21 protein-coding genes are annotated in these 25,012 nt (G+C 45.4%); 1 reads left to right on the top strand and 20 read right to left on the bottom strand.

What is annotated here, in order from left to right; translation table 11 throughout:
• Positions 1-19: 19 nt before the first annotated feature.
• The 15 genes from NSS66_RS22410 to NSS66_RS22340 all read right to left on the bottom strand — a co-directional run bounded on the left by NSS66_RS22410 (position 20) and on the right by NSS66_RS22340 (position 17,482).
• Entirely contained in the window at positions 20-3,130 is a 3,111-nt protein-coding gene (locus NSS66_RS22410; RefSeq protein ID WP_023990415.1) for an efflux RND transporter permease subunit, read from the bottom strand.
• Complete coding sequence (locus NSS66_RS22405; RefSeq protein WP_028541768.1) at positions 3,127-4,518, bottom strand: efflux RND transporter periplasmic adaptor subunit; 1,392 nt, start codon at positions 4,516-4,518, stop codon at positions 3,127-3,129. Before NSS66_RS22405 ends, NSS66_RS22410 begins: the two co-directional genes overlap by 4 nt.
• A gap of 201 nt (positions 4,519-4,719) precedes the next feature.
• Positions 4,720-5,370, bottom strand: coding sequence for a response regulator (locus tag NSS66_RS22400; RefSeq protein ID WP_023990417.1), 651 nt, complete (start codon positions 5,368-5,370; stop codon positions 4,720-4,722).
• Positions 5,367-6,605 (bottom strand): sensor histidine kinase, encoded by a 1,239-nt coding sequence (locus tag NSS66_RS22395; protein ID WP_340959805.1) that lies wholly within the window; start codon positions 6,603-6,605, stop codon positions 5,367-5,369. Before NSS66_RS22395 ends, NSS66_RS22400 begins: the two co-directional genes overlap by 4 nt.
• 186 nt (positions 6,606-6,791) lie before the next feature.
• Positions 6,792-7,259, bottom strand: coding sequence for a hypothetical protein (locus tag NSS66_RS22390; protein ID WP_103744682.1), 468 nt, complete (start codon positions 7,257-7,259; stop codon positions 6,792-6,794).
• Positions 7,252-9,276, bottom strand: coding sequence for a S9 family peptidase (locus NSS66_RS22385; RefSeq protein WP_103744683.1), 2,025 nt, complete (start codon positions 9,274-9,276; stop codon positions 7,252-7,254). Before NSS66_RS22385 ends, NSS66_RS22390 begins: the two co-directional genes overlap by 8 nt.
• A 45-nt stretch (positions 9,277-9,321) precedes the next feature.
• Positions 9,322-10,326, bottom strand: a complete 1,005-nt coding sequence (locus NSS66_RS22380) for an ABC transporter ATP-binding protein (protein WP_053326145.1) — start codon at positions 10,324-10,326, stop codon at positions 9,322-9,324.
• Positions 10,323-11,300, bottom strand: a complete 978-nt coding sequence (locus NSS66_RS22375) for an ABC transporter ATP-binding protein (protein ID WP_023990421.1) — start codon at positions 11,298-11,300, stop codon at positions 10,323-10,325. The genes NSS66_RS22380 and NSS66_RS22375 overlap by 4 nt, the downstream gene beginning before the upstream one ends.
• Before the next feature lie 23 nt (positions 11,301-11,323).
• A complete protein-coding gene (locus tag NSS66_RS22370) occupies positions 11,324-12,256 on the bottom strand; it encodes an ABC transporter permease (protein ID WP_023990422.1) in 933 nt (310 codons plus the stop codon).
• Between the two features lie 17 nt (positions 12,257-12,273).
• Entirely contained in the window at positions 12,274-13,191 is a 918-nt protein-coding gene (locus NSS66_RS22365) for an ABC transporter permease (protein ID WP_340959803.1), read from the bottom strand.
• Between the two features lie 85 nt (positions 13,192-13,276).
• Positions 13,277-14,824, bottom strand: a complete 1,548-nt coding sequence (locus NSS66_RS22360; RefSeq protein ID WP_028541762.1) for an ABC transporter substrate-binding protein — start codon at positions 14,822-14,824, stop codon at positions 13,277-13,279.
• Between the two features lie 67 nt (positions 14,825-14,891).
• Positions 14,892-16,076, bottom strand: a complete 1,185-nt coding sequence (locus NSS66_RS22355) for a M20 metallopeptidase family protein (protein ID WP_340959802.1) — start codon at positions 16,074-16,076, stop codon at positions 14,892-14,894.
• Positions 16,077-16,124: 48 nt separating this feature from the next.
• Positions 16,125-16,850 carry a FadR/GntR family transcriptional regulator gene (locus tag NSS66_RS22350; protein WP_023990426.1) on the bottom strand — a complete coding sequence of 242 codons (726 nt, stop codon included), beginning with the start codon at positions 16,848-16,850 and terminating at the stop codon, positions 16,125-16,127.
• A 247-nt stretch (positions 16,851-17,097) separates the two neighbouring features.
• A complete protein-coding gene (locus NSS66_RS22345) occupies positions 17,098-17,268 on the bottom strand; it encodes a hypothetical protein (protein ID WP_007432293.1) in 171 nt (56 codons plus the stop codon).
• A gap of 19 nt (positions 17,269-17,287) precedes the next feature.
• Complete coding sequence (locus NSS66_RS22340) at positions 17,288-17,482, bottom strand: H-type small acid-soluble spore protein (protein ID WP_023990429.1); 195 nt, start codon at positions 17,480-17,482, stop codon at positions 17,288-17,290.
• Positions 17,483-17,681: 199 nt separating this feature from the next.
• On the opposite strand from NSS66_RS22340, the gene NSS66_RS22335 reads away from it, so the two are divergent.
• Entirely contained in the window at positions 17,682-18,869 is a 1,188-nt protein-coding gene (locus tag NSS66_RS22335) for a macrolide family glycosyltransferase (RefSeq protein WP_264454498.1), read from the top strand.
• A 75-nt stretch (positions 18,870-18,944) separates the two neighbouring features.
• Here the strand turns inward: NSS66_RS22335 and NSS66_RS22330 are convergent, their stop codons facing one another.
• The 5 genes from NSS66_RS22330 to NSS66_RS22310 form a co-directional block, all read right to left on the bottom strand.
• A complete protein-coding gene (locus tag NSS66_RS22330; RefSeq protein WP_340959800.1) occupies positions 18,945-20,360 on the bottom strand; it encodes a glycoside hydrolase family 32 protein in 1,416 nt (471 codons plus the stop codon).
• Positions 20,361-20,443: 83 nt separating this feature from the next.
• Positions 20,444-21,271 (bottom strand): carbohydrate ABC transporter permease, encoded by an 828-nt coding sequence (locus NSS66_RS22325; protein ID WP_023990432.1) that lies wholly within the window; start codon positions 21,269-21,271, stop codon positions 20,444-20,446.
• Entirely contained in the window at positions 21,271-22,155 is an 885-nt protein-coding gene (locus tag NSS66_RS22320; protein WP_061828966.1) for a carbohydrate ABC transporter permease, read from the bottom strand. The genes NSS66_RS22325 and NSS66_RS22320 overlap by 1 nt, the downstream gene beginning before the upstream one ends.
• A 59-nt stretch (positions 22,156-22,214) precedes the next feature.
• Positions 22,215-23,540 carry an ABC transporter substrate-binding protein gene (locus tag NSS66_RS22315; protein ID WP_023990434.1) on the bottom strand — a complete coding sequence of 442 codons (1,326 nt, stop codon included), beginning with the start codon at positions 23,538-23,540 and terminating at the stop codon, positions 22,215-22,217.
• A 164-nt stretch (positions 23,541-23,704) separates the two neighbouring features.
• Positions 23,705-24,682 (bottom strand): LacI family DNA-binding transcriptional regulator, encoded by a 978-nt coding sequence (locus tag NSS66_RS22310; RefSeq protein ID WP_023990435.1) that lies wholly within the window; start codon positions 24,680-24,682, stop codon positions 23,705-23,707.
• Positions 24,683-25,012: the final 330 nt, after the last annotated feature.

Raw genomic sequence — 25,012 nt, 5'->3', positions numbered from 1 at the left:
TATTCTTTTCTATATTTACCTACAAGGTCATTGAGCTATCGCTATTTATAGCCTTTTCCTTCTTATGCTTCCGTTTCAGCTTCAGATGAGCTACGACCATATAAAGAGTCGGAACTACAAACAACGTTAAAATGGTTGAAAAAATCAGTCCGAATATAATGGTCGCTGCCAATGGCTTGAATAGAATTTCTCCCATCGTAGCAATCGGTATCATTCCGACGATCGCAGTTAGCGAGGTGAGCAAGATCGGACGGAAACGGGCAGAGCATGCCATTAAGATGGCTTCTGTTAATTCTGCGCCTTCACGCCGCGCATCTTCAATAAACTCGATCAATACAATACCATTGCGCACGACGATACCGGCAAGTGAAATGATACCCATAATACTCATAAAACCAATTGGCATACCTGTAATAAAGCTACCAAGCACTCCTCCTGCTGCTGCCAGGTACACAGTCGTCATTATAATGATCGGTGTGGAAACCGAGTAAAACTGCATGGTGATCAAGAGCAGAATGAGAAAAACAACGATAACGGCTAATTTGCCTAAATCCTTAAACAAATCGGTCTGCGTAGATGTTTCCCCGTCCATTTCCCAAGTGTACCCCGAATCGAAATGTGTACTTGTAAGCTTGCTACGGATGTCCTGGGTGAGCTCCGTAGCCGTACGCCCTTTTGCATTGGCGGAGATCGTTACCGTCCGTTCCAAATCATAGCGGTGGATTTGCTGAATGGAAAAGTCCGGTTTCATCGTGGCTAACTGGGATAACGGGATCTGCTCTCCTCCCGCATTAGTGACACTTAGCTGTTGGAATAACACCTCAGGATCATGGTTAGGTTTATCCATGTACATATTGATATCCAGCAGTTCCTTACCCGTGTCAAAATCCGTGACCTTCACTCCGTCACCCATTAGCAACAAAGTGCGGGTTAAGTTGGAATAGTTGACCTGATATTTATCCAAGGCCTGCTGGTTGACTTGAAAATTCAAATTATAGCTTTGCATCCCCATATTATCGGTCACATCTACAGCTCCAGAAGTTCCCGCAACAATTTCTTTTATTTTTGTGGTCATCGTTTGCAACTTTCCAAGGTCTTCTCCTTTAATACGGACAGATACTGCACTACCGACTGGGATGCCTAATTGAGGAACACGTATACTTATTAATGCTGCTGGATATTTGGCTTGCAGCGTACTTGTCCAGCTGTCCACTGTTTTTTTGATATCAAAGACTCCCTCTTTACCAACAACAGTAAGTTGTCCGTGTACCGCTCCCACGGAGCCACTACCAGCTACTATATCGCTGTACATTTGAGGTGCTCCACCACCTGCCGTTGCTGCCAAATGTTCGGTTTCTGGCTGCTTTTTAACCCAGTTCTCAATCTCGGTTATAACCTGATTGGTTGCCTGCAACGACGTTCCTTCTGGCATCGTTACGTTGATTGTGGCATCCGGTTGGTCCGATTCAGGAAATAATTGAATGGGCACAATAGCAAGCAGTCCATAAGCTGCCGTACCAATCATAAGACCAATAAGCGCAGTGAAAAGTGGTCGACGCAGTATTCTCGGCATCCAGTTTTTAGCGTATACATTAGAGAGGGACTGAATTTGATTGCCAAGAAGCCCTGGAGGCTTGGTCGGTTTGCTACGTTCTTTACCTTTATGACGGTTATCGTACCATTGACGGAAAATAGGAATGATCGTAAGCGACATAATCATGGAGGCCAGCATCGTTAACGAAATAACGGTAGGGATCGGTTTAATAAAGTCTCCCATATTGCCCGGTAGAAATAAAAGCGGGGCAAATGCTGCAACCGTAGCTAGCGTAGCTGTAATGATCGATAAGGATACTTCTTTCGTTCCTTTAATTGCCGCCTCCGTAGCATCTTCCCCAAATTCAGAGCGTCGGCGTTCAATGTTGTCGTTTACCACAACGGCATCATCAACCAGTATCCCCAGTACGATGATTAATCCGATGACTGAAATTTGATTCAGCGTCGTTCCTGTCATCGGCAAGACAATAAAACCGATGGCAATAGAAACAGGGATAGCCAAGGCCACAAATGCAGAGGTCAGCAAGTTCAAACCTAATGTACAAATCACAATAACCGATGCAATAGCAATCATCATCTCTTTGGAGAGATTACCAAATATTTCACTTACACGGTCATTTTGAGCGAAAAGTAGTTCAAAATGTACATCCTTAGGTAAACTACTCGCAAGTTCGTTGATTTTGGCTGTTGCCGCTTTGGATACCGTTGGTACGTCTGTGCCTTTATCTCCACTCAAACTGATTGAAATAGCAGGCTTGGTATTCACATACGTATAACTCCCCGTTTTTTTTAAAACAAGCGAGGCTGAACCTATATCCTTCAAGGATATAGGGAACCCTTCTTCGTTGCTTGAAATCTGAACATTATTTAAAACATTGGGATCAGTTGAAGCATCTACTGTCAACTGATACGTACGCTGATTGAAATCCAGACTTCCTGTAGGCACTCTATCGTTTTCATTTTTAATGGCTTGAACGACCTGTTCCCAGGAGATGTCATATTGCTGCATTTTTTGAGTGTTCAGGCTTATCCGTACTTCTTGTTCTGGAATTCCTTGAATATTAACTTTTGAAATTCCTGAGACCGTTTTTAATTGATCTTTCCATTTATTCATCAATTCATTTAACGCATATAAATTTTCAACTTTATCAGAAGTGATTGCGTATGACCCGATGAAGGAGCCTGCCATACTATCATTGATAATGGGCTGCATCGCATCGTCCGGAAGTTCAGACTGCGCATCCTGTACCTTTGTACGAAGATCGGCCCACACTTTTGTCGGATTTGCCTCATCCAAAGCTTCTATACTTATACTAGATTGGCCCTTAGATGAAGTGGAAGAAATAGTTTTGACACCCTCCACTTCTTTAATTTTCTGTTCCAATATCTTCGTAATGGTTTGTTCGATTCTTTCAGGTGAGGCCCCTGGATACACAGTTGTGACACTGGCTGACATAGGAATAACGTCGGGCATCTCCTGTTTAGGTAACGATGCAAAATTGTAAATCCCTAGCAAAATACACATGCCAAAGAAAATAAGTGTGATTTTCTGCTTTTTAACGATATATTTAATCATTCGGACGACTCCTCCGATTTCCCAAGTACATCATTCCCAATTAAATCACCATTAAATAAGGTTCCTGCTCCTTGCGTAACGATTTGATCGCCTGCCTGTAGCCCAGAGACCACTTCGAGTAGATTATTAGTCACTTTCCCCAGTTTAATCGCGGCTTTTACGGCCTTTCCATTCACAACTTTAAAGACATACGGGTCATTTTCCGTACTAATTACAGCCTCTACGGGTACTAAAAGCGCTTCGTTTTGATTCATGCTTTTAGAAGCACTAATGACTTGACCAGGCTTCCAATTCAGTTCAGGATTGGGAATGCTAACTTCCACATTGATGCTTCCCGTTTTGGAGTTAGTCGATGGATAGATCTGGGTAACAGTCCCTGTTCTAATTTCATCATAGAGAGACATATTTACTTTTTGGTTTTTCTTCCAAGATAAGATTTCACTGTCCGGTACGGGGAGGAGTACTTTTAAAGTCTTGATATTCCCGACAACAAATGCCTCACTCCCGCTGGAGCCCAGTTGACCATCAGATATCTTTTTTTCAATCACAACACCTGTGATCGGGGAGGTTAAAGTAGCTTTTTTCAGTGACAAGGATGACTGTTCATAAGCAGCCAATGCATCCTCATAGGTAGCCTGCGCCTGGGCTTTGCTGGCTATCCCTTGTTGCCTAGTAGCCCTAGCTGACTCCAGCCCTGCTCTGGCCTGATCTACCCCAGCCGAAGCTTGTGCACGTTGTTCTTGGGATGCCCCTGCAAGCAAAAGAGACAATTTCTCTTGCGCATCACTTAAACTTTCTTGTGCGTTCGTTAATTCCAACTGTGCATTCTCATTTTCCGTTAAGGATACTGCACCTGCCTGGAATAGACTTTGGGACCGTGCGGCATCCGCTTTCTTCTTGTTGTAATTATTAGTTGCTACAGTAACCGCATTTTGAGACTGTGCAATCTCCTGCTTTTTGGCGCCATTGTTCAATTCCTGCAATTTGGATTGGGCCGCATTGACCTGGGATTGTGAACTATGAATGCCCGCCTGTGCCGATTGAACAGAAGCCTCCGCTTGGCTAACACCAGCCTTTGCCTTTTCCATGGTTGCCTTTGCCCGATCCAGCTGTAACTGATAAGCAGATGTATCTAACTTCGCAAGGACACTCCCTTTTTCTACTGAATCTCCAACCTCGACCATGGTGTTCAATATACGTCCATCCGCTTCAAAGGAAACATTGGCCTCATTACTTGCCTGCAATGTCCCCGCCAAATTAAAATCATTGGCCAAAGGTTTCATTGCAAGTTTCTCCACTTTTACCGGGTGACTGGCTTGTGTTACAGAGTTCTCCGTTGCACTGGAGCAACCAGAAGCTACTATAGCTAATACAACCCCTGCAATCATTATTCTGATTCCTTTTCTCTTCAACTAATGTCATCCTCTCTGATTCTCTCTTCTAAAGGTGCTATCAGCAACCCGTGGGTCAAGTAAACTTTTTCATCCTTTTTTCATGTTATAACAATGAACAAACAAAAAAATCGTACAAAGGGGCAAGCACCTTATGTACGACTGGGCAAATAAATAACATATTTTCAGTTATTATTTCTAAAGCTGTAAAATACCACGTTCCAACGAAACAGCAACAGCTTCGGATCTGGAATCAACACCAAGCTTGTTATAAATATTCGTTAAATGTGCCTTTACGGTACGCTCGGAAATTCCCATATCAAACGCAATTTCCTTACTTTTATAACCATGTGCAACAGACTTTAATATGTGCTTTTCCTTATCAGTCAGAACTAAGTTTCTTTCGTGTGACTCTATCTCAGCTTCTCTCTTATTCGTGGCAGCGAATACCCTTGCTGTTATCTCTGGCTGAAGCAGCGTTTCCCCCCTTAGCGCAGACTCAATAGTGCGAAATAAATTTTCTCGACTGGTATCTTTTAATAAATATCCTTTTGCTCCCAAAGAGAGCCCCTTAATCATTAAATCATCTTCGTTATAGGTCGTCAGGATAATGACTGGTGTTTCATTTTGTTTTTCTCTGAGGGCTTTCATGGTTTCCAAACCACTCATTTGTGGCATATATAAATCCAACAATATGACATGCGGCTGAAGTTCTTCAATCAATTTAAGAGCCGTTACACCTTCTCCGGCTTCACCAATAACCTCATAACTGTCATTGGTCTCCAGCACCAGCTTTAATCCTTCTCTAACTACCCAATGATCGTCGACAATTAAAATCTTGTATTTCATGATAGGTCTCCTTTAGTAAGAGGCGCCTCTATTTTTATAGCTGTACCTTCTTGAAATATACTGCTAATATTGATTTTTCCACCCAGTATCCGTACACGTTCATGTATACCTATTATTCCGTAATGCCCTGTTTGCTTGGCAATAATATCCGTATCAAATCCTTTTCCATCATCGCGAATCTCGATTTCAATCTTGCCTTCGTTATCTAAAATATTAATCCATACGGTATTAGCATGTGAATGCTTCGCTACGTTGGTTAAACACTCGCTTATAATAAACAATCCATGTTCGAACACCAGTCTGGGAACTGAAGCTTTAATTTTGATGTTGCGTATTACACGAATGCTCGTAGCCATTGTAAATCGCTGTATTTCTTCCTCCACTGCTTCTGCAAAATCAACTTCCGAGATGGTTTTCGAACGCAGATTGTCTATAGCTCGCCTTGAATCAGACAATGTTCTTCGCACTTGTGACATCGATTGTTGGACGATCTCCTGAGCTCTTTGCGTACTTCCTTTTGTCAGATGGGCATCAATGGCTTCAAGTTGCATGATTAGCCCAGCAAGCCCTTGAGCCAGCGTATCATGAAGATCACGGGCCATACGTTGTCGTTCGTTAGCAATTGTAAGTTCTTCGACCTTTTGATGTGCAATTTCAAGTTCTTTAAGAACGTTTTGCGTTCGGATTCGTGCTTTGACTTGTTTGAGAAAAAGAATGGCATAAGCTACTATAACAACTGCAATTAGAAAAAACAGCGGGATGAACAACACAAATTGCTTGCCATCATTATGCCAGACCACAGCCACACAAAAAAGTACATAGGAGATCAAAAATACAAGAATAACCTTAAGCGGCTTGTAATAAATGCCTATACTCTGACCCACCAAAACTGGCATTAACCCAACCAGTACAATGGAGAAACTTTCAGGTAGAAGAAATGCACTAGAAAAGATCAATCCCCCTTGCACAACAAAATAAGCCCATGAAAAATATTTTGCAACTCTTTGAGCATGCAAGTACAAGAGGATGTGCAATATGATGATTACAGTGAATAAGACACTTTGCGGCAGATTTAGACCGCTGGACAAATGTTGAAGAATGACAGACTCACTATAAATTATAAAAATCCATATTATAGTTAACACTTTTGAAATATCTTTCTTCTCAAATTCACCTTCACTTTCACTTATTTCTGGATCTAGATTTTGAATCTGTTCATTGAATACATCAATCATAATTCCCTCCTACAATTCTGAATTCGGCTTTTCAACTTATTAGAGACAACGCCGCTATGAGAGCGCCTGGTCCATTTAGTTTGAACAGAAATCATTTATATATTATTTTACAAAAAAACAAAAAGAAAAAAACGTACACATGGGCAATATCATTTGTACGTTTGGGCATTAAATACTATTTGCTTTTTAAGAATCATCTTCATTTTGGTATAAAAGCTTAATGCTAACTCTCCTTTGTACGTTACCTGCAGCTTCATTGTCTTCAGCAATCACCTGCCACTGTCTGCCGATGAGCCCTTGTAAAGTATCAATTTCGATAGGATCAAGATACAGATTTTTCAACGTGATCCCATCTTGCTCATAATCGCGATCTAGGGCTCGATCAAAACGAAAATAAAGCAGCCTTTTCAATCCATTGATGTGTAAAAACTTAAATTCATAACCACTAAGGATCGCTTCTTCCCACTCGTCCCCTATGTCTTCTGCCGTTTGACAACGTTCTTTGAAATCCATTGTTTTTTCTTTAACCTTGTCGAGCAAAGGAGTGAAATCCTGTTTTTTGATACATTCAATGATGACGTCTTTCGGTTCACCACTCGTACGTAAGTTCTCGATCAGAAAGGCCACTGGGATGGACAATTTCACTTTACTCATTGGAGTATACTCCTTTACTCAAGTAGGAATTGAACCAAGCCACCACTTGTTCAAAGTTATCCACACGAAGGGACGGTTTACCGCTCTTTAGCAATGAATGATTGGACCCGGGATATCGAATGAGGCGTGTTATTTTACCCAACCGCTTCAGAGCCGTATATAACTCATCCCCTTGGCTAACAGGGCAGCGCAGGTCTTCCTCGCCGTGTAAAATCAGCAACGGAGTTTCAATGCTATTTACATGTGCCAGTGGGGATTTGAACCAGAGTAGCTCAGGATCTTCCCACGGGTTAGCCCCAACGATTCCCTCTGTGTAGGAAATACCAATATCGCTCAAGCCATAGAAGGAGAGCCAGTTGGAGATGCAGCGTTGCGTAACGGCAGCTCGAAATCGGTTCGTGTGAGAAATGATCCAGTTGGTCATCAGGCCGCCATAACTGCCGCCAGCCACCCCGAGCCTGGTTTCATCTATACAATCAAACTGGCTCAGCACAAAGTCCAAGGCGTCCAGCAGATCACGATAATCTCCTCCCCCAAAGTCCCCCCGGCAGGCCTGAGCAAAATCCTGACCATAACCAAAGCTACCGCGCGGATTGGTCATGAGCACGGCATATCCCTGCGCAAGGAGCGTCTGCATTTCATGGCTATACGTGCCAGTATACATCGCATGGGGTCCGCCGTGAATTTGTAAGATCAAAGGAACCTGATCCCCCGGTACCATTCCGGCCGGTTTGAAAATCCATCCTTGTACCTTGAAGCCATCCGAAGCCTCAAACCAAAATGTCTCTGGTGAACTCACTTGCAAGGAAGCCATATGATCGTCGTTATGGTGCGTAAGTCGCTTCTCTTCCCCTGTCTCCAGATTCATTTGATACAGCTCGCCTGGCCGGTCCACATCAAGTGCAGCAAAAACCAAATAGCGGCCGTCAGCAGATAGCGTGTACTGATAGATATCTCTATCACTTCCGCCAGTCACCGCTTGAACATCCCCGTCCATTGTGATGCGGTATATATGAACAGCACCCTGCAACGTCCCGAGCACATACATTTCTGGCTTCAATCGTGCAGGAGCATATAACGGAGATGGAGACGGACCAAATGATTTCATATCGCTTAAGGCGAAGTTGCCGATTTGCATGTCTAATTCAGGAACCAATAGTTCCGGGGCTCCCCCCGTAACAGGCACGGTGTATAGTCGATTCTGGCTACCACTTCCATAAATGCGATCACTAGCGATCAGAGTCAATGATTTTCCGTCTGGGGCATACGAAAATTGGCTAATCGCCAAGCTGGAATCCGTAACTTTCACCAGATTACCGCCGTCGCAATCGATCGTATACACATCCGAAAACGAAAGCATGTCTGCATCCTTCATGTCGTCGTCTACACGTTTGGACAAGAAGGAAATCTGCTTGCTGTCCGTGGACCATACAGGGTAAGATGCATTCCAAGGTCCCGACGTTATTGGCGTGATCCGGCCGTTTTCAAGCTCCAATACATATAAATGACTAAATAGACCATTCCACCAGCCCGATCCTTCAGCTTTGGGAGTGGTGCGATCCACAATACGCCCCCGCTCACCTGATTGCTTGCTATATTCCTCAAGCCCCATGGCTTCCCGCTCAGCGTGTATACTCACCATACTTGTGAATACAATATACTTTCCGTCCGGTGACCAGACGAATGCACCCACTCCCCGCTTCACCTCCGTCTGCTGCTGTCCCTCTCCACCTTCAGCCGGAACCGTCCATAGCTGTTTGCTTCCATTCGCCAGACGTAAAAAAGCTAGCTGTAATCCATCGGGTGACCAAGCTGGAGCCGAATCCTTGTGGCCACCGGTCAACGGCTGATCGTCGTTCCCAAGAAGGGATGCGACACGGATGTGTGTTTGGTAGTCATTCTTTGGGCGATCTATGCTTTTATTGACGTAGGCAATCGTTCCATCGGGGCTTATTGTGGGATCACTGATCCACTGATATCCGTACAAATCCTCCGGTACAATTGATCGTTTATTCATGAGTAGCCTCCTTTTTTTGGTTAACGCCTACTTCCAAAAGTTCATCTATTCGTGAGCCACCTGCTCATGCAGGGGAAAATGACAGGCAGCAATATGTCCTGGAGTATGCTCTTCGAGCAATGGACTCTGTAGTCGGCATATCTCTTGTGCATAGGGGCAACGCGTGTGAAAAGTACAGCCCGAAGGCGGATTGGCAGGATTGGGGATTTCCCCCGTCAATGTGATCCGTTCTTTACGCAGCCTCGGATCAGGAACAGGCACTGCCTCAAGCAATGCTTTTGTATACGGATGTTGCGGTCTTGCAAACAACTCGTCACGATCTGCAAGCTCCACGATTTTGCCCAAGTACATCACCGCGATGCGGTCGCTAATATGCTTGACGGAGGGCAACCCGTGGGCAATAAAAATGTAGGTAAGCTGGAACTGCTGCTGAAGCTCCTTTAACAAATTCAAAATCTGAGCCTGAATTGACACATCCAGCGCGGATACAGGTTCATCACAAACAATGAGCTTCGGTTTCATAGCCAGTGCTCTCGCTATGCCAATCCGTTGACGCTGCCCGCCACTGAATTCATGGGGATGCCGATCCGCTAAATGCGCGCCTAACCCTACCGTTTCCAACAGTCGAAAAACTTCAGCTTTAAGCTCCTTGCCTCTAGCAATCCCGTGTACCTGCAGCGGTTCCGCGACGATATCAAAAACCTTCATTCTTGGATTTAAAGAGGAATACGGGTCTTGAAATACAAATTGTAAATCTCGTCTGACTTTACGGACTTCTTCGTCTGTTAAATCAGACAGGCTTTGCCCTTGAAAACGAATTTCGCCTGCCGTGGGTTCTAGCAGTTGTGTAATCATTTGTCCTGTTGTTGATTTGCCACACCCTGATTCCCCTACAATACCTAAGGTTTCTCCTGGCATCACCTTAAAGCTCAAATCATCAACCGCCCGTACATAACCGCTCTTTCTGGAAAACCAGCCCTTGTTCATCGGAAAATATTTCTTGAGCCCATTCACTTCGAGAAGCGGTGTTTTCTGTGCTGTCTCGTTCATACTGACACCTCCTCCATCCGTAAACATCTGACATAGTGTCCTGGATTCTTAGCCTGTATTTCAGGATGAATCCTTGTGCACTGTTCCTGGGCATAAGGACAGCGGGGATGAAATGGACAACCACTTGGCATCTGCATCATATTAGGAACGGTACCGGGAATGGAATCCAGCCATTCTCTCTGTTCCGTAAGCTTAGGGAGTGATCCTAGCAGTCCGATCGTATAGGGATGGCCCGGCTTTTCGAACAATTCAAATACGTCCGCTTCCTCGACTACTTCCCCGGCATACATCACGACTACCCGGTCAGCCATTTCCGCGACGACACCTAAATCGTGGGTAATAAGAATGATGCCTGTATTCTCTTCCTTGCTCAGCTTGTGGATTAAATTCAAAATTTGAGCCTGTATCGTTACATCCAGAGCCGTCGTCGGCTCATCAGCGATGAGCAGTTTTGGCTGGCAGGCCAAGGCCATTGCGATCATCACCCGCTGACGCATTCCTCCCGACAACTGATGTGGGAAATAACCTACCACTTTCGACGCGCCAGGTATACCTACCCTTTCCAGCATCTCTATACTTTTCTGCCGTGCTTCGGGTTTGCTCAGCTTCTGATGCTGCCGGATGACCTCACTGATTTGGTTGCCAATCGTAAATACAGGATTCAACGAACTCATTGGCTCCTGAAAAATCATGGATACCTCGTTTCCCCGATATTTGCGCATTTCTCCCTTGGACAATTGGAGCAAGTCTCGTCCTTCAAGCAGAATCTCCCCGCCCACGACTTTACCTGGTGCTGCCACTAAACCCATAATAGACAAGGAGGTTACACTTTTACCGGAACCGGACTCTCCAACAATAGCTACTGTTTCGCCTGGATTCACAGTGAAGCTGACACCGTTGACCGAAGGAACGATGCCATCCTCCGTTTTAAAGTAGGTTTTCAAATGATTCACTTCAAGCAATCTCGTGGTCATCTTTTCCGATCCCCCGCTTTCTGCTATTCTTTCGCTTTCATATGGGGATCTAACACGTCGCGAAGCCAGTCACCTAGAAAAATGACGCCCAGGACTGTGATGGTAATCGCCAGACCGGGAAACGTTGCCACCCACCAGCTCGTGGCTATATACTGTCTCCCATCGCTCAGCATGCCACCCCAGGACACTGCCGGCGGTGTAATCCCTAACCCGAGAAAACTAAGAGAAGCTTCCATAATAATCGTCGTTGCTACATTCATACCGGAAATGACGATAAACGAAGACAGGACATTCGGTAAAATGTGCTTCAACAAAATCCTACTATTTTTAGAGCCAATCGCCTTGGCTGCTTTAACAAAGTCTCGTTCCTTGATACTCAATACCTCGCCCCGGACAACTCTCGTATAAGAAACCCAATTTGTAACCCCAATGACGAAAATGAGCGTAGTCATGCCAGGCCCTACCACGGCCAAGACAACCAGCATCAGCAGAATAGCCGGAATAGCCAAAAAGGCGTCGGCAACTCTCATTATGGTGGCATCCACCCATTTACCATAAAACCCGGCGAGGAGGCCGAGGATTGCGCCAATGGTGCCTGAGACCAGAACTGCACCAATACCGACGATAAGCGAAACTCTCGCTCCATATACGATACGACTCCACATATCTCGTCCTAGGTTATCTGTACCAAGCCAATGTTTCGGCAATCCACCATCCAGCCACATAGGCGGTTTCAGACGGTTAAGCGGGTCAATTTCCGCAGGATTGTGACTGGCCAGCATAGGGGCACATAATGCCGTTAAACTAACGAGCAGTAAGATTACTGCGCCGACTGTTCCGGTTTTACTTCGTAACAGTTGCTTCCATATGCGTCCGATACCGGACGGTTGTGTCTGCTTTTTGCCATCCAGGTTTAGATCTGGACCAAGGGCTTGTACATCATGAATGCCTGCCACGCTTCCCCCTCCCCTCTCTAGTTGTATTTAATCCTTGGATCAAGCAGTCGGTAAACGACATCGGTTAAAATATTGCTGACCACCACAATAAAGGCAATCACAAATACAGCAGCCTGAACGATAGCCATGTCGTGCGTATTCACAGCGACGACAAGTAACTGTCCCAAACCCGGCCATGCAAATACCGTCTCTGTAATCAGTGTACCGCCGATCAAGCTCGTAAATTGCAAGCTCATAATCGTAACGACCGGAATCAATCCATTACGGAAAGCGTGTTTTCCGATAACCACGATTTCTAGAATCCCTTTACTTCGGGCTGTTCGAATATAGTCCTGATTCAAAATGTCCAGCATACTGGAGCGAATGAGTCGGGTCATCTGTGCAGAAAGGCCGACACCCAGTGTAAAGGCCGGGAGTATTAAATGATCCATCCCGCCCCGGCCGGACACCGGAAGCATCCCTAACATGACGGAAAATAATAAGATGAGCATAATCCCCATCCAAAAGTTAGGCATGGCCTTTCCGACTACGGATAAACTGGAAATGATTAAATCGGTAAAGGTATTCCGTTTGACTGCTGAGATGACGCCCAACGGCACAGCAATGATGACCGCAAAAATCATGGCGGCTACTGCCAATTCAAAACTGGCAGGCAGCCGTTCCAATACTAACGGCAAAGCCGATTCACCATAGCGAAACGAGGTACCAAACTCTCCTTGTAAGGCACTGCCAATAAATTTAATGTATTGCGTATATAAGGGCTGATCTAGCCCCAGCGCCTGCGTTAACACTGCACGATCCTCAGCTGTAGCGGTCTCCGGCAGCATAAGGGCCACAGGGTCCCCGGTTACCCTCACCAGGATGAATACAATAAGGGAGACAATCAACAGTACAGGAATAACCTGAAGCAGTGATTTAGCGATATACGTTTTCAATCTGTCACCTCCGTAACCAGCAGGCTTTTTTTAAAAGGACGGGCAGGAACCTTCATTGAGGTCCCCGCCCGTTCATTTCTCATCTTTATTTAGCAGGTGTAATATCCTCTGCATAGAACATTTCATCGCTTCTCGGTTGGAAGTTCACACCGTTACCGGTGCCATAAATCCCTTCCATTTGGAACAAATATACGGCTGGACGATCTTCAGCCAAAATCTGTTGCACTTGCTGATACTCTTTTTCACGCGAGGCTGTATCCAAATTCGTCAGCGCATGCTGCAGCAGCTTCTCTACCTTCGGATTGTTATAATCCGTTTCGCCTTTTGCCTCTTCTACCAGATAGCGATTATAGTTGTTGGAAGCATCAAATAGAGAATTACCAATGCCGATCATAAACATTTCTTTGAAAGATTTGGAACTGTAACGCTCACTGAAAGCACTTGGCTCCAGCACGTCCAATTTAATGTTGAATCCTTCTTTATTTAACATCGCGGCTACGACCTCGGCATACTCTTTGTATATTGAGGATACTGAAAGGGTCAATGTCGGGCCTGCGCCAGCATAACCGGCTTGCTTCAGCAGTTCCTTAGCTTTAGCCGGATCATATAATGTTTTCTCATATAAGGAAGGATCGGCACCAAAGTTGCCTGGTGTAACGGAAGTACGGGTTACAATCCCAGCACCGCCTGCGATGCTGTCTACGATTCCTTTTTTATCAATCGCGAGATCTATCGCTTCTCTCACTTTGGAGTCAGCCGTAACACTGCCCTGACTTTGACGTAAAATCAATTGCAGCACACGCTGGATCGGAGCCTTAACGATTTTTTTACCCTCTTCGCCTTGAACACGTTCTATATCCGTGGAAGGGATACCAGATGCAATGTCAATCGAGCCTGCGAGCAGTTCAGATACACGCGTAGAGGCTTCTGGAATGGAGCGGAAGACAACTTGATCCCATTTGGGCTGACCTTCGTAATACTTATCGTTTTTAACGAGTACCACCCGGTCATCCTTGATCCATTGGCTAAATTTATAAGGGCCCGTACCTATCGGATTCTTAAGGAATGCCTCTATCCCATTTTTCTCAATATACTTGGAAGGTAAGATGCCAGCTCCCATTTTGGATAAACGATTCAACAGCAACGGATCAGGTCCATCGGTGATGATGTCTGCCGTATGTTCATCTACCACTTTCACTTCTTTGATATTTTTAAAGTAGGAATTTTGTTTGAGTGTGTTATCCTTTGCTACTCTTTCTATCGTGTACTTCACATCTTCGGCTGTGAATGGATCACCGTTATGGAAGGTTACCCCTTCGCGCAGATGAAAACGCCAAGTGGTATCATCTACCTTTTCCCAGGAAGTAGCGAGTCCAGGTACTTTCTTTTGCTGACTATCATTTTTCAATAAGTAGTCAAATACGTTAACCAGAACAGCTTCACTCGCCGTATTGTTATTGTTATGTGGATCAAAACTTTCAATATCCGTAGCATTAGCAATTGTCAGTACTTTACTGTCGGTCGATGTTGCGCTGTCTTTACTATCGCCTGTGGATTGGGTACCGCAGCCTGCCAGGATCATCGCAGCAATCAGTAACGTAATCCCGCCTCTAAACCACTTATGTCTATTCATCTTGTCCACTCCACTCCATTAAGGTTGTATATTGCCACACAGCTGCATTTGAGCGTTAATCCCAATTTTATGTTGTCTTCAAAAAATTCAGCGCGGTGGCCGACATCATGGCTACCCCATAAGGCAGTACCATTTCATCTAAATCAAATCTGGGATGATGTAATGGATAGCTAGTATCTTCATCACCTCTCCCACATCCCAGCCGGAAAAACACGCCGGGTACCTGCTCACAATAAAAAGCGAAATCCTCCCCGCCTGTTGACGGTTTGATGTAGTCCCACTCCTTGGAGCCAAACAACTGCTCACTCGTTTCCGTCATCAGATCGACCATATCCGGGTCGTTCTGCACAACCGGGTAGCCCTGCTGATAACTCAGCTCATATCCAGCTCCGAACGACTCACATACCCCACGGACCACCTGTTCGATCAGCTCAGGCATCCGGTTACGCAGTTCCGCAGATAGGGTACGCACGGTACCGATCATCTCTACTTCCGGTGCAATGGCCGCTCCCATATACCCGCCACTAATTTTGCCAATCGTAATGACCATGGTTTCAAGGGGATCAACCATACGACTTGGAATGTTTTGCAGGGCAGAAATAACCTGCGCGGACACGGCAATGGCGTCTATTCCCTCGTGTGGACGGGCAGCATGACCGCCTTTGCCTAGAATCTTAATGGTTAAGCTATCTGCCGATGCAAAAGCGACCCCTTTGCTGACCCCCAGTGTTCCTGTCTTCAGACCCGGGAACATATGTAGTCCTGCCATCGCATCCACTTTTGGATTCTCCAATACACCGTCATCGATCATAGCCTTGGCCCCTGCCAAACCTTCTTCAGCCGGCTGAAAGACAAATTTGATATTTCCTCTTTCAGGTCGCTCCAAATGAGCAAGTAACTGTGCAGTTCCCATCAGTATGGCTGTATGGGCATCATGCCCACATAAATGGGCCTTACCTGGGATCTCCGAACGATAGGGAACCGTTTTTTGATCCTGAATCGGTAATGCATCCATATCTGCCCTTAGACCGATGGTAGGCCCTGGGCTTTTTCCCCGTAACAGACCCACAACCCCGGTTTTCCCTACCTGGGTTGTCACCTCCAACCCGAGGCTACGTAAGTGCTCAGCTACAATGCCCGATGTACGAATCTCTTCATAACCCGTTTCAGGATGGCGATGAAAATCCCTTCGCCATGTGATCAATTGCTCTTGAAGTGGTCTAGATAAAGCCAAAAGCTCGTGTATGTTCATGTTTTCACCCTCCCCACTCGAATCGTATTCTTTTTCTGTATGATATCGTTAGCCTTTTGCAACTACTCTTGCATAAATGGCATCTGCGGAATGTCCGATATGATGCTTCATCATTTCCCGCGACTTCTCAGCATCTCGTGCCCGAAGTGCACTCAAAATTTCTGTATGGACGTCGTAATTCACCGTCCGAATCTGATCATCATAGGGCATGAGATCAAGTGCCGGGTTAATCTTGGTACGAATCTGCCTAACCGCATCTTCACAAAATGGATTGCCAGATGCTTTGGCAATGGCCAGATGGAATTTAACATCCAAGGCCCGAAACCATTCTCGGGTACAGTCCGCTTCAATACTCTGTTCCAGGTAATGCTGAAGCAGGTCCAGTTCATCCGTGGTGATCCGCGCAGCCGCTAAAAAAGCACCCTCTGGCTCCACAATCATCCGATATTCAAAGACCTTCAGCATGTGCTCCCAATCTTTTGCAATTTCTTCCCGGGTACGTTTATGAGAGTTTGCTGTCACTGGAAGAACAAAGGTCCCTCCCTTGGCACCTACTCTCTTTTCAATGAGTCCCTTGGATTCCAATTGAGATAACGCCTCACGAACTGTAATTCTACTGGCATTAAATATTTCTGCGAGTTCCCGTTCTGTCGGTAGTTGCTCCTCGCTAAGCAATTCCTTTAAAATAATAGCCTCTTCCAACTGCTCTCTAATAAAATCACTCACTTTTTTAGCTGATACTTTTTCAAAGCGCAGAGGAGTTTGGATTAACATATGAACACTCCGATCATAAATCTTTAAGGTCTAAACCTTATACCATTGTAAAAAACAAAAAAATATAAATCTGTTGTTATCATAATACCTAGTAAACCTATATGCAATACTTTTTTTAAAAATATTTATGATGCTTTCGAAACAATAAAAAGAAGCAGCCCCTTGCAGAGCTGCTAAATCTTTGGTTATCCTTATGCATCATATAAAAAGCACGCAACAGGTTATCCTGTGCGCGCTCGGTCATTCTCTATTTCTCCTCCAACTCATCCGGTACATCGTATTTATTGATATGTGAGGTCATTGCTGCAACTGCTTCGCTGGCATCCGTCGTGGCCGGCACTTCTCTAACCACATCATCCGTCTGGTCACGAAAATTCAAACGGTCTGCCTCGACTACTTTCTGTTGATTTGGTTTCATTTTTCATATCGCTCCTTTCTTATTCCAGTACCTGATCTCTTTCCGTTAACGTGTACAAAGGTACTTCCCGTTCCTCTTCTGGATGGTTCAGCGCATAAATGCGTGCCGTCTCACTCTGCTCGTTCACATGCTGAATATAAATGGGTAGCCCATCACACAACACATTCGCCATTATGGAAGAGGACGCTATTTCTTGCGCTCTTTGAACATTCACTTAGAAAAAACCTCCCTTGCTAAGTAGAGTTCGCCTTTACTATGCACGAGTTAAATATTTGTTATACACATTTCATGCCAACATGTGTTTCACGACCGTGAAAGGATATCATTTGAAAAAATAAATATTATTGTTATTATGGATTGAGAGATTCAGTGAAAACTGCGATCTTAATTGTAGAGAAAAGGAGTAATGATGAATGTTAAACATATTAATGGTTAACTTTCCGGCAGAAGGACATGTGAACCCTACGATCGGGATGACGCAAGCCTTTGCAGCACGAGGGGACCAAGTACATTACATTACAACTGAGAAATACAAGGACAGACTCGAAGCCGTTGGAGCAACGGTTCACCTGCATACCGATCTGATCAGGACTGCTTCTATTGATTCCAGTACTCCGGCTGGGTTGAGTGCATTTATGAATATTCATATTCAGACTTCGATGGACATATTAGCAATCACTAAGCAACTGTCTGAAAGCACTGATTTTGACTTTGTATTCTATGATAGATTCGGAGCTGGCGAGTTAGTTAGAGACTATTTGAAAATCCCTGGTATTGCTTCCTCCCCATCTTTTCTGATTTCGCAGAATCGGATGGCTACCAATCTCTTTCGCTCTAATGGAAATGAGCCGTTTCAACTTGATGAACAGGCCACGACCTCACTACATCTCATGAAAGAAAGATTCGGTGTTGCTCCCAAAGATATGGTTCAATTTATGAACAATACAGGGGCTCTAAACGTTGTATACACCAGCCGATATTTCCAACCAGACGCTGACAGCTTTGGTGAAGAGAATCTCTTTATTGGTCCCAGCTTCCCAGAACGCAAAGGGGAAAATTCATTTCCTTTGGACGCACTACAAGATAAAAAAGTTCTGTATATTTCGATGGGAACGGTTTTGGATCATGTTGAGGACTTTTTCAACACCTGTATTGAAGCTTTTTCCGATTTTGAAGGTATCGTCGTGATTGCAGCTGGCGAGAAAGCTGACTTTACGAAAATCAATCCAGCCCCAGAGCACTTTATCATCTCGCCCTATGTTCCCCAATTGGAGGTACTACGTCATTCAGATGTATTTATTACTCATGGTGGAATGAACAGTGTGAATGAAGGGATTCACTTTAATGTACCCTTGGTTGTACTGCCTCAGGACAAGGATCAGCCCATGGTCGCGCAGCGGTTAACAGAACTTCAGGCTGGCTATCGAATAACCAAAGACCAAATCAATGTCCAATCGTTAAGAGATGCCGTAGATGAGGTAATGTCGAACGCGGCGTATAAAGAGGGCGTACAAAAAATAAATGATAGCTTCCAGCAATCTGGCGGTACAGAAGAAGCCCTCGCAAAAATTGATGCCTATCTTCAAAATAAGCTTGTGTAAATCACACGATTACAATTCTACAAAAAACAGGAGCCCTGACCATCAATGGTCGGGTTCCTGTTTGTCATGCATTTCCTATGTGGATATATCCCACTTCTGGAACGAAGAAATCGTACACTTTCCGCTCGCGAACGCTCGAATGCCCGTAGATTCCACTCCCGGATACACTCTTCCTGTGAGGACGTATTCACCATCGCCGATGAATATTTCCACCGAGCTTTTATCGACAAAAACCCGAAGCTCCAGACGGCCCTCGTTTAAGCCCACAGGCACTCTTCTCTCCCCGCCTGGGCCTATACCGGCACGTTCTCGGTTGAAACGGAACAGACCGTCATCGGGACGGTACGACAGTACAGTCTCCTCTTCACTACCCACCCGCAGTTTCAAACCGAATTCATCGGTGTTACTGGCCTCAAACTCAAATACGACCTTCAGTTCGTAGCTATCTCCACGCGCGTCCATAATCTGCTCACCTGTCAGTAAGATATCCCGCTGCTCGAACAGATTGCATCGGTAATTCTTTACCTCTTCAAGCGGACGGAACAGCAGCCTGGCGCCGTCGATAACCACTTCCCGCGGAAGACTCATCGCACCAGCCCAATGGTGCCCCTGCTGGGTCGGCATCTCCGACTCCCACATATCCATCCATCCGATGACGATACGCCGCCCTTTATCATCCAAGGTTGACTGTGGGGCATAGAAATCGAATCCGTGATCCACCTGAGCATACCGCTCTGCCGTAAATATTCCGGCAGCGGAATTGAAATCACCTATACCGTACATGGTGGAATGCAGATTGCGGTAAGCCTCCCCCTGTGCAGGCATGCGCTGCGGGGACAGCATAAATACGTGCCGACCACCGAGCGGGAACAGATCCGGGCACTCCCAATTATCGCCGAAGCGTCCGTCACTCACGGCTAGTACATTGACATACGTCCAGCTTTTCAGGTCTTCAGAACGGTAAAGCAGTACAAGTCCGTTCCCTTTCGCATCATTAGAACCGAGAACGGCGTAATATTGACCTTCGTGTCTGAACACCTTAGGGTCACGGAAGTCTTTACGGCTGATCGTGTCTGGTATGGCGTCATAACCGATGACCGGGTTGCCCTCCCACTTTTCGAACGTTACTCCGTCTTCTGATACTGCGATTCCCTGCGACTGCTTGTAATCCTGATCTTTGTCAGGCCCGGTTACAACATGTCCGGTATACATCAGGACAAGCTTCCCGTCCTGCTCAATCGCACTGCCGGAGAAGCAGCCATCCTGGTCGAACTCACCGTCCGGTGCCAAAGCGATCGGCAGATAATCCCACTTCATAAGATCGCGGCTGACTGCATGTCCCCAGTGCATCGGTCCCCATACTGATTTATACGGGTAATGCTGATAGAACAAGTGATACTGCCCGTTATATTGAATGAAGCCGTTCGGATCGTTCATCCAGCCGAATTCAGCCATTAAGTGGTAGTTCAGGCGATAATCCGGCCGAAGCATATGCTTCGATTGGGAAATAAATTGATCTGCACGCTCTCTCGTATACGCTTTAGTTTGTTTGATAAAGCATCCTTCCCCTGCAGTTATTTAATCGAGCCTTGCATAACACCCTGAATAATATACTTCTGGGCGAACAGATAGATGATAATGATCGGAAATATCGTCAGTACCAAACTTGCCATCAATGGACCATAATCCACTGTATAGGTTCCATAAAAGTTGTACGTGGACAACGGAAGTGTCCTTTGCTCCGGATCGACCAGAATAAGGGAAGGCAACAGAAAATCATTCCAGATCCACAGTACATTGAGAATGGAAATGGTGGCCGTCGTGGGCATCAGTACCGGAAACACAATCCGGAAGAATGTCTGAAACCGCGTGCAGCCGTCAATTAGCGCCGCTTCCTCCAGTTCCTTTGGAATACTCTTTACAAAACCATGATAAATGAAGACGGCCAACGAGCTACCAAAACCGATATACATGTAAATCAGCGACCACTTGCTGTTCAGCAGATCAAGTGACCCGTAGATTTTCACCAATGGAATCATGATAGCCTGGAATGGAATGATCATGGATGCAACCATCAGCATAAATGTATATTGGTTGAACTTGGTGTTGTTTCTGACAAAATAATGGGCCGTCATCGCCGCGAACAGTGAAATAAACAGAACACTTAACACCGTTATGACCAATGAGTTGGTGAAGGCAGCGATGTAATTCATTTTATCAAATGCATTCATATAATTGACCATACTGAAGCTCTCTGGAAGCGATAACGGATTTGAGGTGATGGCCATGTTTTCCTTGAACGAATTGATCAGCAGAAAGACGAAAGGTACGATGAACAATATGAGTATGACTGTCAGCACAATGAATTTGATCACGGAGGAAGCAATTCTTTTTCTTGTCATTACGCCTCCACCTCCAACTTCTTGCTAAAATAAACCTGAAGCAGAGTGATGAGAGCAACCATCAGGAACAACACGAATGCTTCTGCCTGCCCCACACCATAATCACGGGAAAGGAATGCCTTTTCATACACATGCATCGACACCATTTGAGTACTGCTGAACGGCCCACCTTTCGTGAGCGCAAGGTTCACGTCATAGACCATAAATCCGCGCTGCAGGGACAAAAATATACATACGATGAAAGAAGGAACCATCAAGGGCAGCACCATTTTCCGCAGCCTGGTCCAGCTGTTTGCCCCATCAATGCTTGCAGCCTCCATAATATCATTCGGGACACCAGTCAACCCTGCGATGTAAATGACCATCATGTAACCCGCGTTCTGCCACACGGTTACAATCACGAGTGCCCAGAACGCTTTGTCGGGATCAGCCAGCCAAGTCGTGCTGAGCGACTGTATGCTGGCATGTTGTCCCAAATAGACAAGCACGTTGTTGAATATAAACTGCCATATAAAACCGAGTACAATGCCGCCGACAAGGTTGGGCAGGAAAAATCCCGCCCGGAAAATACTCTGTCCTTTTAACCCTTTTGTCAGCACATAAGCCAGCATAAAAGCGATCACATTGATAAGAACAACGGTATAAAACACATACTTGAGCGTCAAGCTGAACGATTTCCAAAACTCAATATCTCTAAAAACAGCCAGATAGTTTTGGACGCCAACCAGCGATAGTGTGGTGGAAATACCATCCCAGTTTGTGAACGTCAGATAGATGCCGTACAAAAATGGAATGATCATTACTGTTATGAAGGCAAACAAGGTTGGTCCGGTAAACAGCAGCCGCGTCCGCAGCCGATTCCATACTCCTTTTTCCGCAATCATGATGATCCCTCTCTTTGTCCCTGATTTCTCTCTCTATTCCGGGTAATTTGAAAACAACCTTATTTTGCGGTCTTCCAGTAGTTTTCGATTTCTTTAACCAGTGTTGCGCGATCACCCTGTTTCGCCAGATACTTTTGCATGGAAGATCCTGTCTTGGACCAGTGGTCGGCAGGCAGCATACTCATCGACTGCTCTGACTTGCCTTTTGCGATATAATCCTGGATGGACTTGCCAAGCGGGTCGGCCGCAGGCAGTGTAATATTTTTGAACGCCGGGATAATGTTTGCTTGGTTCACGAGGAAATCCTGGCCTTTCGCTTCATAGACGATCCAGTTCAGGAACTTCTTCGCCGCCTCTTGCTGTTCTGGAGTAGCCTTCTCCTTGTCAATAACAATGCGCTTGGATACAGCAGACGAAATCTCCTGATTGCCGTAGTCATCGGCATTGTTGCTGATTGGTACAGGCAGAAAACCATATTCTTTGTTAGCGGTATCAAAACTGTTGATTTGCGGCCATGCCCAGTTGCCCATGAACCAAATGCCAACTTCACCTTTGCCGAGCAGTTCCGGTCCGCGTTCATAAGTTCCTGCTAGCGGAGAAGCCTGATCGATATTGTATTTCATCATGACGTCGAATGTATCCATAAGTCCGTTAAATACAGGATTATTAGCCAAGTCCGCCTGGCCCGCTTTTAGTGACGCCATGAATTTGTCCACTTCAGCCATGTCTTTGTTCTGGCCTGCATAAGCAAGAGGCAAATAATGAGCGCCCAGGGACCAGTCCATTGATGAAATCACCAGTGCTTTCTTTCCGGATGTCTCGATTTGCTGAAACAGTTTTTCAAGGTCATTTCGGGTTTTAATTGTGGTGGGATCAAAGCTTCCGCCTACCGCTTTATCTACAACGGCTTTGTTGTAAATGAATCCGTAGCCTTCAACAGCCAGTGGAAACGCGTAATTTTTACCATCAAATGTCGTAGCAGTGGTAGCGTTTTCAACAGTGTCCGCATTCCACTTTTCCCCACTTAAATCGAGGATACGGTCCTTGAATTTCTCAACATCACCTGTATCTAGCATGATCATGGTCGGCGGGTTTCCTGATGCATACAATGCGGAGGCACGCTCAAAAGGAGAACCACCAGTCGGAACCGGCTGGATTTCAACAGTAATGCCCGGATTGTCTTTCTGGAACGCCTTAGCGGCTTCCTCCAGCTGTGGAAGGATTTCGCCTTTGGAGTTCAAAAGCGTAATTTTCACATTTTTTGAATCCCCTGATCCCCCTCCAGAAGCCGAATTACCTTCTCCTCCGGAGCCACTGCATGCAGACACCACCATAACCAAAAGAAGCAGCATTACCATCCATTGAACTCTTTTGAATTTCCTCATTGTTGTCATCCCCTTATTTATATAATGGCTCTGAACACTTAAATAAAACGCTTACAAACGGATTATATGTCAAAGGTTTAACTTGTGTCAATCGTTTGACATGTTGAATTTTTAACATGTACTAAAAAAAATCTGTTCCCCTTGTTAGAGGAACAGATTTTCATTCAGGTCGTTGCACGCTCAATTAGTTCAACAGGCAGCAGATTGACAGGTTGTACCTGCTCCCCTTCCGCCTGCCTGCGGATCAGCTCGACCGCCAGTCTGCCGATGTCTGCAATCGGCTGTCTTACCGATGTAAGTTCCGGCGTCAGCCAGGAAGCAACGCTTACATCATCGAAGCCTACAATGCGCACATTCTCTGGCACATGCCTTCCAGCGCGAATATATTCTTTCAGCGCAAAAGCGGCAATAATATCACTTGTTGCGAACACTCCATCCACATCGGGATGTTCATGAACGAGTTTTGAAATGATTCGCTCGTACTCCTTCTGGTCGAACACATTCAAGTCTGTTTGAACGATCACATGCTCGACACCATTCCTGCCCACGACATCCCGGAATGCTTTGGTCCGCTCATTGGATAGCATGTTCAGCTCCAGATTTCCGCAGATATGCGCAATTTTCTGACAGCCTTTGCGAATGAGCAGCTCCGTAGCCAGCTCGCCTCCGCGATAATTATCCGAGGATATGTAAGGAATATACGGGTCGATCTGCCTATCAAACGTCACGATCGGTGAATTCAAATGTCGGTACTCTTCTACTTCTAATGTATGGCTACCCATAATGATGCCATCCACCCGGTTCCGCTTCAACATATCGATATATACTTTTTCCTTCACGGGATCCATATGTGAATTGCACAGCAGGACCTTGCAGTCATGCTGATAGGCATAATACTCGACCTGATTGGCAAGCTCACCGAAGAAAGGATGCGAGACATTGGGAATAATAAGGCCAATAATATTGGACTGCTTACGTAGCAGAGATCGTGCTATTTCATTCGGTTGATAATTAAGCTCCTCCATTGCGTCAAACACTTTTTTGCGTGTAGTTTCGCTGATATATCCTCGGTTATTCATTACACGGGATACTGTAGTGACTGACACGCCCGCTTTTAATGCTACATCATGAATTGTCGCCATATTAACCTCTTCCCGCACAAAATAAATACATACAAACTATACTCTCTCCTCATCATTTCAACAACCTTACATAACGGAAGGCCTCAAAATGGCCGTAAATGTTAGGTGACTGAACTTTGCGAATCCAAAATTAAAGGTCACAATTGCTCTAAACCATAATGATAGCAAGGCCCCCTTAAAAAGGTCTTGCTATCTTTTCTTTAACCATCCTTCTTGGATTCAACTTCCCCGCCGGACGTAAAGGCTCTGGTTATCGGGGTGAGTAGCGTAGCGGCCCAGCGGTGCATTTTTAAACCACAACTTGATAAAATTTAGGTTTTTTTAAATTAT

The organism is Paenibacillus sp. FSL R10-2748 (genome assembly GCF_038005565.1).
GTDB classification, from domain to species: domain Bacteria; phylum Bacillota; class Bacilli; order Paenibacillales; family Paenibacillaceae; genus Paenibacillus; species Paenibacillus polymyxa_B.
Note: the sequence above shows the minus strand (reverse complement) of the source record. Positions and strands in the feature narration are given on the sequence as shown.